Origin of the sequence: Lawsonibacter hominis (assembly GCF_014287895.1) — a bacterium.
In the GTDB taxonomy this organism is placed as follows: domain Bacteria; phylum Bacillota; class Clostridia; order Oscillospirales; family Oscillospiraceae; genus Lawsonibacter_A; species Lawsonibacter_A hominis.
Map to the genome: position 1 here is coordinate 48,126 of NZ_JACOPP010000009.1, position 12,866 is coordinate 60,991.

16 protein-coding genes are annotated in these 12,866 nt (G+C 64.2%); 8 read left to right on the plus strand and 8 right to left on the minus strand.

The genetic code is table 11. From position 1 onward, the window contains the following. Positions 1-7: 7 nt before the first annotated feature. The 6 genes from H8S57_RS08320 to rpsR all read left to right on the plus strand — a co-directional run bounded on the left by H8S57_RS08320 (position 8) and on the right by rpsR (position 3,905). Positions 8-1,036 (plus strand): ABC transporter ATP-binding protein, encoded by a 1,029-nt coding sequence (locus H8S57_RS08320; protein ID WP_186907622.1) that lies wholly within the window; start codon positions 8-10, stop codon positions 1,034-1,036. Continuing rightward, positions 1,033-1,995, plus strand: a complete 963-nt coding sequence (locus tag H8S57_RS08325; RefSeq protein ID WP_186907623.1) for an ABC transporter ATP-binding protein — start codon at positions 1,033-1,035, stop codon at positions 1,993-1,995. Before H8S57_RS08320 ends, H8S57_RS08325 begins: the two co-directional genes overlap by 4 nt. Positions 1,996-1,999: 4 nt before the next feature. Beyond that, positions 2,000-2,386 carry a hypothetical protein gene (locus H8S57_RS08330; protein WP_186907624.1) on the plus strand — a complete coding sequence of 129 codons (387 nt, stop codon included), beginning with the start codon at positions 2,000-2,002 and terminating at the stop codon, positions 2,384-2,386. Positions 2,387-2,804: 418 nt separating this feature from the next. After that, positions 2,805-3,101 (plus strand): 30S ribosomal protein S6, encoded by a 297-nt coding sequence (gene rpsF / locus H8S57_RS08335; protein WP_186907625.1) that lies wholly within the window; start codon positions 2,805-2,807, stop codon positions 3,099-3,101. A gap of 13 nt (positions 3,102-3,114) precedes the next feature. Beyond that, positions 3,115-3,585: a single-stranded DNA-binding protein gene (locus H8S57_RS08340; protein ID WP_186907626.1), complete on the plus strand. Its 471-nt coding sequence runs from the start codon at positions 3,115-3,117 to the stop codon at positions 3,583-3,585. Positions 3,586-3,665: 80 nt separating this feature from the next. After that, positions 3,666-3,905: a 30S ribosomal protein S18 gene (rpsR, locus tag H8S57_RS08345; protein WP_007490771.1), complete on the plus strand. Its 240-nt coding sequence runs from the start codon at positions 3,666-3,668 to the stop codon at positions 3,903-3,905. Positions 3,906-3,955: 50 nt separating this feature from the next. Here the strand turns inward: rpsR and H8S57_RS08350 are convergent, their stop codons facing one another. From H8S57_RS08350 to H8S57_RS08385, 8 genes are all read right to left on the minus strand, one after another. Then, positions 3,956-4,759, minus strand: a complete 804-nt coding sequence (locus tag H8S57_RS08350; RefSeq protein ID WP_186907627.1) for a M55 family metallopeptidase — start codon at positions 4,757-4,759, stop codon at positions 3,956-3,958. Between the two features lie 152 nt (positions 4,760-4,911). Further along, positions 4,912-6,669: an NADH-dependent [FeFe] hydrogenase, group A6 gene (locus H8S57_RS08355; protein ID WP_186907628.1), complete on the minus strand. Its 1,758-nt coding sequence runs from the start codon at positions 6,667-6,669 to the stop codon at positions 4,912-4,914. A 15-nt stretch (positions 6,670-6,684) separates the two neighbouring features. Beyond that, on the minus strand, positions 6,685-8,487 hold the full coding sequence (locus tag H8S57_RS08360) for an NADH-quinone oxidoreductase subunit NuoF (protein ID WP_186907629.1): 1,803 nt from the start codon (positions 8,485-8,487) through the stop codon (positions 6,685-6,687). A 12-nt stretch (positions 8,488-8,499) separates the two neighbouring features. Beyond that, the gene (locus H8S57_RS08365; protein ID WP_186907630.1) at positions 8,500-8,868 is read right to left on the minus strand and encodes a (2Fe-2S) ferredoxin domain-containing protein; all 369 of its coding nucleotides are present in this window, start codon (positions 8,866-8,868) and stop codon (positions 8,500-8,502) included. 27 nt (positions 8,869-8,895) lie between these two features. Then, the gene (locus H8S57_RS08370) at positions 8,896-9,468 is read right to left on the minus strand and encodes an ATP-binding protein (RefSeq protein ID WP_186907631.1); all 573 of its coding nucleotides are present in this window, start codon (positions 9,466-9,468) and stop codon (positions 8,896-8,898) included. Next, positions 9,465-9,959, minus strand: a complete 495-nt coding sequence (gene nuoE, locus H8S57_RS08375) for an NADH-quinone oxidoreductase subunit NuoE (RefSeq protein WP_186907632.1) — start codon at positions 9,957-9,959, stop codon at positions 9,465-9,467. The genes H8S57_RS08370 and nuoE overlap by 4 nt, the downstream gene beginning before the upstream one ends. Before the next feature lie 115 nt (positions 9,960-10,074). Then, a complete protein-coding gene (locus tag H8S57_RS08380) occupies positions 10,075-10,791 on the minus strand; it encodes a PHP domain-containing protein (RefSeq protein ID WP_186907633.1) in 717 nt (238 codons plus the stop codon). A 38-nt stretch (positions 10,792-10,829) separates the two neighbouring features. Then, a complete protein-coding gene (locus H8S57_RS08385) occupies positions 10,830-11,162 on the minus strand; it encodes a DRTGG domain-containing protein (protein WP_186907634.1) in 333 nt (110 codons plus the stop codon). A gap of 107 nt (positions 11,163-11,269) precedes the next feature. Here H8S57_RS08385 and H8S57_RS18035 point away from each other — a divergent pair, with 107 nt between their 5' ends. Both H8S57_RS18035 and H8S57_RS08395 read left to right on the plus strand, forming a co-directional pair. Continuing rightward, positions 11,270-11,737: a helix-turn-helix domain-containing protein gene (locus H8S57_RS18035; protein WP_186907635.1), complete on the plus strand. Its 468-nt coding sequence runs from the start codon at positions 11,270-11,272 to the stop codon at positions 11,735-11,737. Further along, a complete protein-coding gene (locus H8S57_RS08395; RefSeq protein WP_186907636.1) occupies positions 11,734-12,807 on the plus strand; it encodes an acyltransferase family protein in 1,074 nt (357 codons plus the stop codon). The genes H8S57_RS18035 and H8S57_RS08395 overlap by 4 nt, the downstream gene beginning before the upstream one ends. Positions 12,808-12,866: the final 59 nt, after the last annotated feature.

Sequence of the window (12,866 nt, forward strand, 5' to 3'; positions counted from 1 at the left end):
GCAGGCTATGGGAGAAAAATTATTACAGGTCCAGGACCTGCGGGTCTCCTATCACACTTACGCCGGAGAAGTCCAGTCGGTCCGCGGCGTGTCCTTTGCAGTGGAGAAAGGGGAGACCCTGGCCATCGTGGGAGAGTCGGGCTGCGGCAAAAGCGTGACCGCCAAGTCCATCATGGGCCTAATCCAGGACCCCGGCGAGATCAAGCCGGGCTCCCGGATCCTCTATGAAGGGCGGGACATCCTGAAAATGAAAAAGCGGGAATGGCGCGCGTACCGGGGCGAGCAGTGCGCCATGATCTTTCAGGATGCGCTGACCAGCCTGGACCCCACCATGCGGGTGGGAAAGCAGATCGCCGAGACCCTGCGGGTCCACGGCCGGGCGGGAAAGGCCGAGGCCGCGGAGAAGGCGGTGGAGCTGCTGCGGCGGGTGGGCATCCCCAATCCGGAGCGCAGGGCCCAGGAATTTCCCCATCAGTTCTCCGGCGGTATGCGCCAGCGGGCCATGATCGCCACCGCGCTGGCCTGCGATCCCAAACTGCTCATCGCGGACGAGCCCACCACGGCCCTGGATGTGACCATCCAGGCCCAGATCATCGACCTGATGAAGCAGCTCCAGCGGGAGCTGGGCGCGGCGATCGTCCTGATCACCCACGATTTGGGCGTGGTGGCGGGCATCGCCAAGCACATCTGCGTCATGTATTCCGGCAAGATCGTGGAGCGGGGGACCTCGGCGGAACTCTTCTATCATCCCCGCCACCCCTATACCTGGGCCCTGCTGAAGGCGGTGCCCCGTCTGGACCTGAAGAACAAGCAGGAGCTGGCCACCATTGAGGGCACGCCGCCCGACCTGCTCAGCCCTCCGGCGGGCTGCCCGTTCTGTACCCGGTGCAGGTACTGCATGCCCGTATGTAAAGAGGAGATGCCCCCCGATACCGATTTCGGCGGGGGGCACCAGGCGGCCTGCTGGCTTCACGACCCCCGGGCGCCCAAGGTGGACGCGCCCTTCGTCGTCAGAAAGGAGGCGGGCGGGATATGAAGGAAAAGGAGCCTCTGCTGGAGGTCCGGCACCTGAAAAAGTATTTCCCCGCCGCCGGAGGGGCCACCGTCAAGGCGGTGGACGACGTGTCCTTCACCATCTACAAGGGCGAGACCCTGGGCATGGTGGGGGAGTCGGGCTGCGGCAAGACCACCTGCGGGCGCACCGCCATGGGGGTGTATCCCAAAAGCGGCGGAGAGGCCCTCTTTGACGGGCGGGATGTACACAAGCTGCGGGGCGCGGACAAGCTGGCCTTCAGCCGCCGGGCCCAGATCATTTTCCAGGACCCTTACGCCTCCCTGAATCCCCGCATGACGGTGGCCGATATCATCGCCGAGGGCATCGACATCCATGGCCTGGCCCAAAACCACGCCCAGCGCACCGAGCGGGTCTATGAGCTTTTGAACATGGTGGGCCTGAACAAGGAGCACGCCAACCGCTTTGCCCATGAGTTCTCCGGCGGACAGCGCCAGCGCATCGGCATTGCACGGGCCTTTGCCGTCAATCCGGACTTTATCATGTGCGACGAGCCGATTTCCGCTCTGGACGTGTCCATCCAGGCCCAGATCGTCAACCTGCTGGTGAAGCTCCAGCGGGAGATGGGCCTGACCTACCTCTTCATCGCCCACGACCTGGCGATGGTCAAGCACATCTCCGACCGCATCGCGGTCATGTACCTGGGGACGCTGGTGGAGCTGACCGAGTCGGAGCGGCTCTATGACAAGCCCCTGCACCCCTATACCCAGGCGCTTCTCTCCGCTATTCCCATCCCGGACCCGGAGATCGAGCTGACCCGGGAACGCATCCGGCTGGAAGGGGATATCCCGAGTCCTGTGGACCCGCCTCCGGGCTGCCGCTTTGCGGGCCGGTGCAGCCGCACCTGCGCGCGCTGCCGCCGGGAGACGCCCGCCCTGCGGGAAGTCGAGCCGGGCCATTTTGTGGCCTGCCATCTGGTGTAGCGCCATGCGGAAGCTGCAAACGGTCCTGCGGGATCTGCTTCTGGCTCTGGTGCTGGGACTGGGGATCGGGCTGGCGCTGGGCGCCGTCCTGTGGGGTGTGGGGACCCTGGCGGGAGGAGCCGCCAACGGCCTTGAGACGGCCCGGTCGGGACTGATGCTGGCGGGAGGATTTACCCTGCTGTTCGGCGGTATCCTTCTGTTGAAAGGAGACAGTCTGCCCAAGCAGGCGTTTCAGTTGCGGCCCCGTCCCCAGCAGGAGGATGCGCCGGACCGGCCGCGGCCCTCCGGGCTGTTCCGGGCGGCAGACCGGCGCTATACCGCGCTGCTTCTGGGAGCGGGCATCCTGCTGGTGTCGGCGGCGGCGGACTATCTGGTGCGCATGGGCCGCTGACGGCGTTATAATGCTGTTTCTTGATAAAAAGGTTTAGTAAGCCTTTTTATTGCGGTGTATGACGCCGCAGCGCCTGTGGAGCAAGGAACAGTATTGACGACATTCTTGGCGGCTACGCCGCCGAGCCACATTCTGTGGCCTCCCTAAAACGGTTCAACCGTTTTAGGGAGAATTGGTATAAGACCAACAAAAGACTGCCTCCGACTTGCGCCGGAGGCAGTCTTTTTCGTCCGGGTCCGGACGAAAGCCGGAACCCGTCTTGCCCCCGCGTTCGCATTCCGGGGTGCGCTTTGATTTGGAAAAATGGGCTTGACTTTTTGGTATAATCCTATATAATAATATAGCTTGTTTCTGAAACAGGCACATCCTTGCCCCCGACAAAGGGCGGGGGCCATATGTCCATAAGGAGGTGCAAACAATGGCAAAACTCAGCGGAAATTACGAGGTGGTCTACATCCTGGATCCCAATCTGGGCGAGGAGGCCACCGCTGCCATGGTGACCAAGTTCAAGACCCTGGTGGAGAACAACGGCACCCTGGCGGAGGTCGACGAGTGGGGCAAGCGGCATCTGGCCTATCCCATCAACGATCTGACCGAGGGCTACTACGTGCTGATGACCTTCAGCTCCAAGCCCGAATTCCCCCGTGAGCTGGATCGTATCCTGCGCATTACCGACGGCGTCATGCGCTCTCTGATCGTCTGCAAGGACGAGTAAGGGGGAAGCAGATATGCTGAACCGGATCATTCTCATGGGTCGGCTGACCCGTGACCCGGAGCTGCGCCACACGCAGACGGGGACCGCCGTGGCCTCCTTCTCCCTGGCCGTGGACCGGGACTTCAAGGACAGAAATACCGGCGAGAAGGCCACCGATTTTATTGATATCGTGGCCTGGCGGCAGACGGCGGAGTTTGTCTCCCGCTACTTCACCAAGGGCCGTATGGCTGTGGTGGAGGGCCGCCTTCAGATCCGCGACTGGACCGACAAGGAGGGCGGCAAGCGCCGCTCGGCCGAGGTCATCGCGGACAACGTCTACTTCGGCGATTCCAAGCGGGACGCTGAGGCGTCGGGCGCCTATGCGCCGCCCGCGGCCGGCGGCTATGCGCCGCCTCCCGCCGCTCCTTCCGGCGGCTATGGCGCGCCCTCCGGCGGCGACCAGTTTGCCGGTTTGACCGACGACGACGGTGAGCTGCCCTTCTAAAGGACCTTCGGCGCGCCGGACGGACGCGCCGGATCAAACAAGCCGGGCTGTCGGCCCGTGAAAAAAGGAGGTTTCCCGTAATGGCTATGGATAGAGAGCGTCCCCGCGGCCGCAAGCGCCGCAAGGTCTGCACCTTCTGTGTGGATAAGGTGGAGCATATTGATTATAAGGATGCCGTGAAGCTGCGCCGGTTCCTGTCCGAGCGGAGCAAGATCCTGCCCCGCCGCACCACCGGCACCTGCGCCATGCATCAGCGTCAGCTGACCGAGGCCATCAAGCGCGCCCGTCAGATTGCGCTGCTGCCCTTTGTTACCGACTAAACAGCATAAAAAGGCCTGCTGCCAGCGCAGCAGGCCTTTTTTCCATGCCGTTACAGGATCGTAAAGGCAAAAAAACGATTGACCTCATACCAGTCGTCGGATTCAAACACGATGGTGCAGGGATCCGCCCATGCGGCGCCGGGGTAGAAGCTTTTCCGGTAAGCCATGGCGTGATCCTTATAGCACAGCTGCACTTGAAAATGCTCCGGCAGGGAGATCCGCGCGGCCTGCAGATCCTGACGCAGCGCCTGTTCCGCCGCCGCGCGGATCAGGCGGCAGGCGGCCGGTGAGCTGAGGCTTTGCGCCCGCCCGCCCACATCGTTCCGCACCGGCACGGTCACCAGAGCGGGATGCAGCGCCTTGCCCGCCTCACACAGGGCGCGATCTCCGGTGAGCAGGACGCTGGGCACGCCGTAGTAGGCCGCCAGCCAGCTGTAGATCAAAAACTCCGATGCGGGCTGACCGTTGACGCGGATGGAGTGGAGCGCCGCGCCGGAGATGGTGTGGCTGAGTGCGTTGCCCTCCTGGCCGGCCGCGCTGTGGTAGCCCACGAAAAGCGCGGCGTCGAAATGCTCGTCCAATCCTTCCACCATCATCCTTGGCTCATAGCTCCAGCCGCGGATAAGCTCCACATAGTCGGGCATCTGTTCGGGGTAGAGGTTGATGCCGGGGCCGTGGGCGTCCCGGACCACCACCCGGTCCGCTCCGGCGGCACGGGCCCCTTCCGCGGCGGCCAGGACCTCCAGCGTCATTTCCTGACGGCTGCGCTCATAGTCGTGCCCGCCGGGGCGCAGGGACTCCCGGGTGACGGCAAAGGCCGTGCCTTCAAGGTCCGCTGAAAGAAATACATTCATGCCGATTTCCCTCCTGTCGTGGAATATCATAGCAGAAACGTCCTCCCGCGTCCACTGTGAAAACCGGCCCGCAGACGTCTGGATGGCGTCTGCGGGCCGGTTGTATTCAAAGCTGGAGACGACAGGCGGCAGAAGAAGCCGCTCAGCCGGCGCTAGCGGAGCCGGTAGCGCTTCTGCTTGAGGTAGGAGCAGTGGAGCAGTGAATGGGCCTTATGGGAGCCGGGGCCGTCCAGATAGACCTGGTAGAGGGTCTGGACCACGGGGTTTTCATGGCTGCGGCGGTACTCCATATCCTCATCCTGGCGGTACAGGGCGGCGGCACGGAGGGCCTTGATATCGGTAAAGTTGCGCACGTCGGCATGCTGGATGGGCTGCCCGCCGCCGTTGATGCATCCGCCGGGGCAGGCCATGAACTCGATAAAGTCGTAGTGCAGGCTACCGTCCCGAACGCCGTCCAGCACCAGCTTTACGTTGTGCAGGCCGGAGGCCACGCAGACCCGTACGGTGCGGCCGGGCAGGGGATAGCTGGCCTCCTTCACGCCCTGCATGCCCCGCACCTCGGTAAATTCCAGGGGGGCCATGGGGTCGCCGGTGAGCTGCTCCACCACGGTGCGCAGAGCGGCTTCCATCACGCCGCCGGAAGCGCCGAAGATGGCGGCCGCGCCGGTGGAGACGCCCAGCATCTCGTCGAACGAGCCGTCGGGCAGGTGGTCGAAGAGCAGGCCGGCCTGGGTGATCATACGGCCCAGCTCGCGGGTAGTCAGAGAGACGTCCACCGGCATGCAGCCGTTGGGCAGCCGCTGCTCCTCCCGGAGCACCTCGTACTTTTTGGCGGTACAGGGCATGATGGACACCACGAAGATATCGTGGGGGTCGATGCCCGCCTGTTCGGCGTAGTAGGTCTTCACCAGACTGCCGAACATCTGCTGGGGGGACTTGCAGGTGGACAGGTTGGGGATCATGTCGGGGGCGTGCTGCTCACAGTAGCGGATCCATCCGGGGGAGCAGGAGGTGATGAGGGGCAGCGCGCCTCCGCCGTGAAGGCGGTGAAGAAACTCGGTGCCCTCCTCCATAATGGTAAAGTCGGCGGCGGTATCCACATCAAAGATCCGGTCGAAGCCCAGACGGCGCAGGGCGGTGACCATCTTGCCCTCCACATTGGCGCCCACGGGCAGGCCGAAGCACTCGCCCAGTGTGACCCGGATGGAAGGGGCGGGGCCGACCACCACATGCTTGGCAGGGTCGGACAAGGCGGCGAGGACCTTGCCGGTATCGTCCTTCTCCTGGAGCGCGCCGGTGGGACAGGCCACGATGCACTGGCCGCAGGACACGCAGTCCACCTCCGCCAGATCCCGGTCGAAGGCGCAGCCGATGTGGGTGTCAAAGCCGCGGTCGTTGCAGCCGATCACGCCGACCTCCTGGGTGGCCCGGCACACGGCGGTGCAGCGGCGGCAGAGCACGCACTTGGAGTTGTCCCGCACCAGATGAGGCGCAGAGTCCTCGATCCGGGGCATCAGATCGTCGGGCGCGTAGCGCACCGCGTCGATGCCCAGGTCGCTGGCCAGCTGGCGCAGCTCACAGTGGGCGTTGCGGGCGCAGGTGAGACAGTCCATCCGGTGGTTGGAGAGGATGAGCTCCAGCGTCAGCCGCCGGGACTGACGCACCCGCTCCGTGTTGGTATGCACCTCCATGCCCTCAGCCACGGGGTACACACAGGAGGCCACCAGACTTTTGGCCCCCTTTACCTCCACCACACAAATGCGGCAGGCACCGATCTCGTTGACGTCCTTGAGATAGCACAGAGAGGGGATGTTGAAGCCCGCAGAGCGGGCGGCCTCCAGCACCGTAGTCCCCTCGGGAACGGTGACGGGGATGTCGTTGATGCGCAGGGATACCATCTTCTTGTCCATGTCCGTCTCCCTCCCTTACTGCTTGTAGATGGCGTCAAAGCGGCAGTGGTCCATACAGGCGCCGCATTTGATGCACTTGGACTGATTGATGATATGGGGCGCGCGTACCGCGCCGGAGATGGCGCCGGTGGGACAGCCGCGGGCGCAGCGGGTGCAGCCCTTGCACTTGCTGGGATCCACCAGGTATTGAATCAGTGCCTTGCACACCCCGGCGGGGCAGCGCTTCTCGTATACGTGGGCCTCGTATTCATCCCGGAAGTGGCGCAGGGTGGAGAGCACCGGGTTGGGCGCGGTCTGGCCCAGGCCGCACAGGGCGGACTGCTTGATGTGGTTGCACAGCTCTTCGATGGTATCCAGGTCCTCCGGCTCGCCGTTGCCCTCGGTGATCTTGGTCAGCAGCTCCAGCAGGCGCTTGGTGCCGATGCGGCAGGGCGAACACTTGCCGCAGGATTCGTCCACGATAAACTCCAGGAAGAACTTGGCGATATCCACCATGCAGTTGTCCTCGTCCATGACGATCAGGCCGCCGGAGCCCATCATGGAGCCGATGGCGCCAAGAGACTCATAGTCGATGGGCGTGTCGATGAGGGAGGCGGGGATACAGCCGCCCGAGGGGCCGCCGGTCTGGGCGGCCTTGAACTTCTTGCCGCCGGGCACGCCGCCGCCGATCTCCTCCACCACCGTGCGCAGGGTGGTGCCCATGGGGATCTCGACCAGACCTGTGTTGGTGATCTTTCCGCCCAGCGCGAAGACCTTGGTGCCCTTGCTCTTCTCCGTGCCGATGGCGGCAAACGCTTCGGGCCCGTGGTTGAAGATCCAGGTAATGTTGGCGTAGGTCTCCACATTGTTGAGCAGGGTGGGCCGGTCGAACAGGCCCTTGTTGGCGGGGAAGGGGGGGCGGGTCTTGGGCTCGCCCCGATGGCCCTCGATGGAACGCATCAGCGCGGTCTCCTCGCCGCAGACGAAGGCGCCCGCGCCCAGGCGCAGCTCCAGGTCGAAGTCGAAGCCGGATTCGAAGATGTTCTCCCCCAGCAGGCCGTATTCCTTTGCCTGACGGATGGCTGTCTCCAGGCGTTTGACGGCGATGGGGTATTCCGCCCGCACGTAGATATAGCCCTGATGGGCGCCCACGGCGTAGCCCGCGATGGTCATAGCCTCCAGAATGGCATGGGGATCGCCCTCCAGTACGGAGCGGTCCATGAAGGCGCCGGGGTCGCCCTCGTCGGCGTTGCAGCAGACGTATTTGATGCCGTCGGGACTGACCGCGTCGTGGGTGAACTGCCACTTCATGCCGGTGGGGAAGCCCGCGCCGCCCCGGCCCCGGAGGCCGGAGGCCTTCACCGTGTCGATGACCTGCTGGGGCGGGATGCGCTCGGTGAGGATCCTGCCCAAGGCGGAATAGCCGTCCGCGCCGATGTACTCGTCAATATTCTCCGGGTCGATGACGCCGCAGTTGCGCAGGGCGATACGCTGCTGGTGCTTGTAGAAGCGGGTCTCGGTCAGAGAGGTGGCGGGGCCCTCGCCCTCGCCGCCGCGGTTGAGCAGGCGCTTGACGATGCGGCCCTTGACGATGTGCTCGGAGACGATCTCCTCCACGTCCTCCACGCTTACGTGGGTGTAACAAGCACCCTCGGGATAGATGGTGACGATGGGGCCCAGCGCGCACAGGCCGAAACAGCCGGTGCGTACCACCTTGGCCTCCCGGTCCATGCCCTGGGCGGCCAGCTGTTTTTCAAATTCCGCAATGATCTTGGGGCTCTGGGAGGAGGAGCAGCCGGTGCCGGTGCACACCAGGATGTGGGAACGGATCAGACTCATATGACTGCCCCCCTATTCCGCCGCGCCGATGGTGTAGTCCGTCACCACGCGGCCGTTGACCAGGTGCTCGCTGACGACGGCGGGCACCTTGTCCGGGGACATCTTCACATAGGTGACCTTCTCCTGCCCCGGAACGTATACCTCCACGATGGGCTCCAGCCGGCACACGCCGATGCAGCCGGTCTGAGCCACGGTGATGTTTTTCAGGTCGCGTTTTTCGATCTCTTCCAAAAAGGCGGTCAAAACGGGCCGCGCGCCCGCCGCGATGCCGCAGGTGGCCATGCCTACCACCACGCGGATCTGGTCGCCGTCCGCGTCCCGCAGGTCCATCTGACGCTGCATCTTCTCGCGGATGGCCTGCAAATCTGCAAGGCTCTTCATACAGTTCTCTCCTTATTTCATTTCCTTCTACGGTCGATCGCCGCTTGCGGTTCGCGGCTCGGGGGAGTGCAGCGCGGCCTCCTGCTCCCGGATATAATCCCGAACCCAGAGGGCCACCTCCGGCTGTGCCAGGGAGACCTGGGGCCCCAGCTGCTCCCGCAGCTCGGCGGTGTCCAGGCGAAAGCGGCGGCCGTGCGCTGCGCGGGTGTAGACGATCTCCAGCACGGGCGCGCCCTGGATAAGCAGGGAGAGGGTATCTCCCATGTCGCCCGGTGGAGGGCAGTCGATATGCGCCGCGTTGAACACGGCCCGCAGCGTGGTGCCGGCCCCTTCCGTACTCGTGATTTCCACGCTGCCGCCGGTCTGCTCCGCCGCCATGCGCAGCAGGGGGATGCCCAGGCCCATCTTCCGGGTCGTACGGGTGGTGGTGAAGGGGTCGCTGACCTGCTCCAGCAGTGCGCGCGACATGCCGCAGCCGTCATCCGTCACCGTGAAGGCGATCTGTCCCGCCTCCTCCGTGAGCGTAAGGTCCAGATGTCTGGCCCCGGCGGTAATGGAGTTCTGGGCGATATCCAGGATGTGGAGGGAAAGGTCTTTCATTTGTACATATCGAGGATCGGCCCCACCTGGTCCGGGGTAAGGCGGCCGTAGACGTCGTTGTTGATCATCATGACGGGGGCCAGGCCGCAGGCGCCCACACAGCGGCAGGAATCCAGCGAAAACTTGCCGTCGGCGGTGATCGCGCCGGGGGCGATGCCCAGCTTCTGCTCCACGGCGCTGAGAATGGCGGCGGCGCCCTTGACATAGCAGGCGGTGCCCAGACAGATGGAGATCTGATACTTTCCCTTGGGGTTCAGCGTGAACTGCGCGTAAAACGAGGCCACGCCGTATACCTCCGACAGGGGAATATCCAGCCCCTCCGCCACCATGACCTGGACCTCCTCCGGCAGGTATCCGAAGATCTCCTGCGCGGCCTGGAGGACTGGCATGGTCGCTCCGGGCTGCCCCTTGTGCGACGCGATGACCTGCCGCAGCCGTTCCTCCTGCTCGGGCGTGCCCCGATAGGGGACCACGGTTTTGCAGTTTGGCATGAATGTGTCCCTTCCCTTCTGAAATGATGAGTTTAAAATGTGGTCTGCAATTCTGTTATTGTTAAACGATTAACGATTATTAGAAGCTTACCATAAAGTAAGTAGCTTGTAAAGACTAAAATGGCAGATCGCCCCGAAGATATTCCAAAACGGCGTGGGTCGTCGCCTCAGGCAGGTCCATGGCATGCTCCGCCGTCCATACCTGGTCCAGACTGTGCGCGTCGGAGGAAGTGATGAGGCGGACGCCGGTCAAGTCGCTCCGCTGCCGGAATTCCGGGGAGCAGCGGGGGGATACCTCCGCCAGAGAAAAACCGAGGGACGGCTCCCACAGACCCAGCACCGAAAGAAGCGAGAAGCTGGCGCGGTCAATGTGGGCGGGATAAGCCACGCCGCCGAAGCGGGCCGCCAGCGCCCCCGCCTCGCCCACGCCGATGTCGGCGGCGGCGAGGAGCATGGCGCGCTCCTCCCCCAATACCAGGTCCCATTCATCCATATAGTACTGATGGCCGAAGAGCTCCGGCCTGTTTTTCAGCGGGGGCAGGCGGCGGGCCACCTGCCGGGAGAATCCCTCGGCCGCTTGGACCGTGGGGAAGAGGCAGATCATATGGATCTCTTCCCGGGTACACAGCTCCATGCCCGCCAGTGCCAGCAGGCCGTTGCGCTGCGCCGCCCGGCAGAAGGCGGCGCAGTTACCGGCGGTGTTGTGGTCGGTGAGGGCGACCACGTCCAGGCCGGCCAGGGCGCACATGGCGGCCAGGTCGGCGGGGGTCATGTCGTCGCTCCCGCAGGGCGAAAGGCAGGAGTGCAGATGCAGGTCATAGTAGAGTTTCAAGGGCGGACACCTCCCGAATCACAGACGGGCGTGGCCCGCTAAAGTCCAAGCGACCGGCCCAGGGCGCAGGCGGCGGCATAGGTGGGCAGGGCGGTGCCCAGCAGGTTGACGCCCTTTTCCCGGGCGCGGCGGAGCAGGTCCGGATCGGGTTGGACGCCTTCGGTGAGCACCACACAGGCCGCGTCGGCCATCAGGGCTACGGCGGCCACGTTTTGATTGGACATGATGGTCAGCCAGGCCGAACCCGCCTCTGCCCGGCCCATGACCCAGGAGAGCAGGTCGCCGGCGTAGCCGCCGGACACCTCCCGCTCCGGCTCGGCCAGATGGAATTCCGTCAGGGAAAGCATTTCTTTCAATGTCTGTACCGTCATGGGGACGCCTCCTTGTTTGTCAACAGAATCGAACGGAAAACGTAAGCGGCGGTTGGTTGCACTCGCTGCGCCGCAAGGGTATACTGTGAAAAAGAGGTGTGAAAAGTATGAATGATAGGAATGAGACGCTTGCTTCCAATCTGCGGGATCTGAGAAGCTGGAACAAACTCACGCTGGAACAGGTGGCCGAGCGCATCGGCGTGACCCGTCAGGCGGTGGCCAAGTGGGAGAGCGGGGAACGCGCTCCCGATCTGAACAACTGCGCCGCCCTGGCGGAGCTGTACCATGTGACCCTGGACGACCTGGTGCGCCACGACCGCGCGAAGACCGGCGTTGGAGTGCCGCCCAAGGGAAAGCACATGTTTGGCCTGGTGACCGTGGGGGAGCGGGGACAGATCGTCATCCCCAAGCGCGCCCGGGAGATCTTTGGCATCCGGCCGGGGGATCAGCTGATGCTGCTTGGAGATGAGGGAAGGGAGAACCGGGGCCTGGCCCTGGTGGACCCCAAGGTGTTCCTGGCCAATGTGGAGGCGCTGGAGCGCGCCTTCCGGCGGAAGGGCGGCGAGGAAGCGTGAGGCGGATTTGGCTGGATAACCTGCGCTGGGTCATCATTCTGCTGGTGGTGCTCCATCACCTGGTTTGCTTTTTCAACAGCGCGGGGGTGCCGATGAATGTGAACGCCCCCGGCATTCCCGCTCTGGACGCCATCGCCTACTTCTGTTATCCGTGGTTTATGCCCTGTATGTTTCTGCTGGCCGGGATCAGCGCCCGGTATGCCCTGGAAGAGCAGAGCACGGGGCGGTTTCTGGCGGCGCGGGTGCGCAAACTGCTGATCCCCTTTGCGGCGGGGGTGGTCCTGCTGGGGATACCGCTGGTCAGCTTCGCCTTCGCCGTCAAGGGAGGCTCGGTGGGCGAGATGATCGCCTATTTCCCCTCGCCCGCCATTGCGCTGTTCTTTCTGGCCCTCATGGGCATGGGGCCGCAGTGGTTCCTGCTGGCGCTGTTTCTCGTCACCCTGCTGCTGCTGCCCTTGCGCAGGCTGGACCGGAGCGGCCGGTTCTACGATCTGTGCGGCCGGGCGGGCATGCCCGTACTGCTGGGCCTTTGGCTCCTGTTCTGGGCCGGTTCCCAGGTGCTGAACGCCACCAACCGCTATCTGCTCTACTTCGTACTGTTTTTGGCGGGGTACTTCCTCTTCGCACACGACGAGGTGACGCAGCGGCTCCAGCGATTTCATCTGCCCCTGCTGGGGGCGTCCGGGGCGCTGCTGGTCTGGGTGCTGGCGCGGTGGTTCGGCAAAAGCTTTGCCGACGCTGCCTTTGTGGAAGACCCGGTTACCACCCTGTTTGGCTGGTGCATGACACTGGCCGCCGTGGGCTGCGCGCGGGCCTGGGGGGATCGGGAGAACCGCCTGACCCGATACATAAGCGCCCGGGGGTTCGCCCTCTATCAGTTCCACTATCTGGTCCTGACGGTGTGTACCTGGGGGGTGACCAGCTGGCTGAATCTGCCCGCCGGTTGGAACTATCTGCTCTGCCTGGGGCTCACCCTGGCCATCTGCCTGGGGCTGTATGAGCTCGTTTCCCGCGTACCGGTGCTGGGAGACCTGTTTGCGCTGCGCCGGAAAGGAAAAGGAGGGCGGTAGCGGCCTGCCGGCGCCGCCCGCGCAGCATCATGGCCGGAAGCCCCCGTCCGGAAAAACGA

Bases quoted from the DNA above. Each gene is read 5' to 3' on its own strand.
- H8S57_RS08320 (WP_186907622.1), top strand. From the start codon at position 8: ATGGGAGAAAAATTATTACAGGTCCAGGACCTGCGGGTCTCCTATCAC.
- H8S57_RS08325 (WP_186907623.1), top strand. From the start codon at position 1,033: ATGAAGGAAAAGGAGCCTCTGCTGGAGGTCCGGCACCTGAAAAAGTAT.
- H8S57_RS08330 (WP_186907624.1), top strand. From the start codon at position 2,000: ATGCGGAAGCTGCAAACGGTCCTGCGGGATCTGCTTCTGGCTCTGGTG.
- rpsF (WP_186907625.1), top strand. From the start codon at position 2,805: ATGGCAAAACTCAGCGGAAATTACGAGGTGGTCTACATCCTGGATCCC.
- H8S57_RS08340 (WP_186907626.1), top strand. From the start codon at position 3,115: ATGCTGAACCGGATCATTCTCATGGGTCGGCTGACCCGTGACCCGGAG.
- rpsR (WP_007490771.1), top strand. From the start codon at position 3,666: ATGGCTATGGATAGAGAGCGTCCCCGCGGCCGCAAGCGCCGCAAGGTC.
- H8S57_RS08350 (WP_186907627.1), bottom strand. From the start codon at position 4,759: ATGAATGTATTTCTTTCAGCGGACCTTGAAGGCACGGCCTTTGCCGTC.
- H8S57_RS08355 (WP_186907628.1), bottom strand. From the start codon at position 6,669: ATGGACAAGAAGATGGTATCCCTGCGCATCAACGACATCCCCGTCACC.
- H8S57_RS08360 (WP_186907629.1), bottom strand. From the start codon at position 8,487: ATGAGTCTGATCCGTTCCCACATCCTGGTGTGCACCGGCACCGGCTGC.
- H8S57_RS08365 (WP_186907630.1), bottom strand. From the start codon at position 8,868: ATGAAGAGCCTTGCAGATTTGCAGGCCATCCGCGAGAAGATGCAGCGT.
- H8S57_RS08370 (WP_186907631.1), bottom strand. From the start codon at position 9,468: ATGAAAGACCTTTCCCTCCACATCCTGGATATCGCCCAGAACTCCATT.
- nuoE (WP_186907632.1), bottom strand. From the start codon at position 9,959: ATGCCAAACTGCAAAACCGTGGTCCCCTATCGGGGCACGCCCGAGCAG.
- H8S57_RS08385 (WP_186907634.1), bottom strand. From the start codon at position 11,162: ATGACGGTACAGACATTGAAAGAAATGCTTTCCCTGACGGAATTCCAT.
- H8S57_RS18035 (WP_186907635.1), top strand. From the start codon at position 11,270: ATGAATGATAGGAATGAGACGCTTGCTTCCAATCTGCGGGATCTGAGA.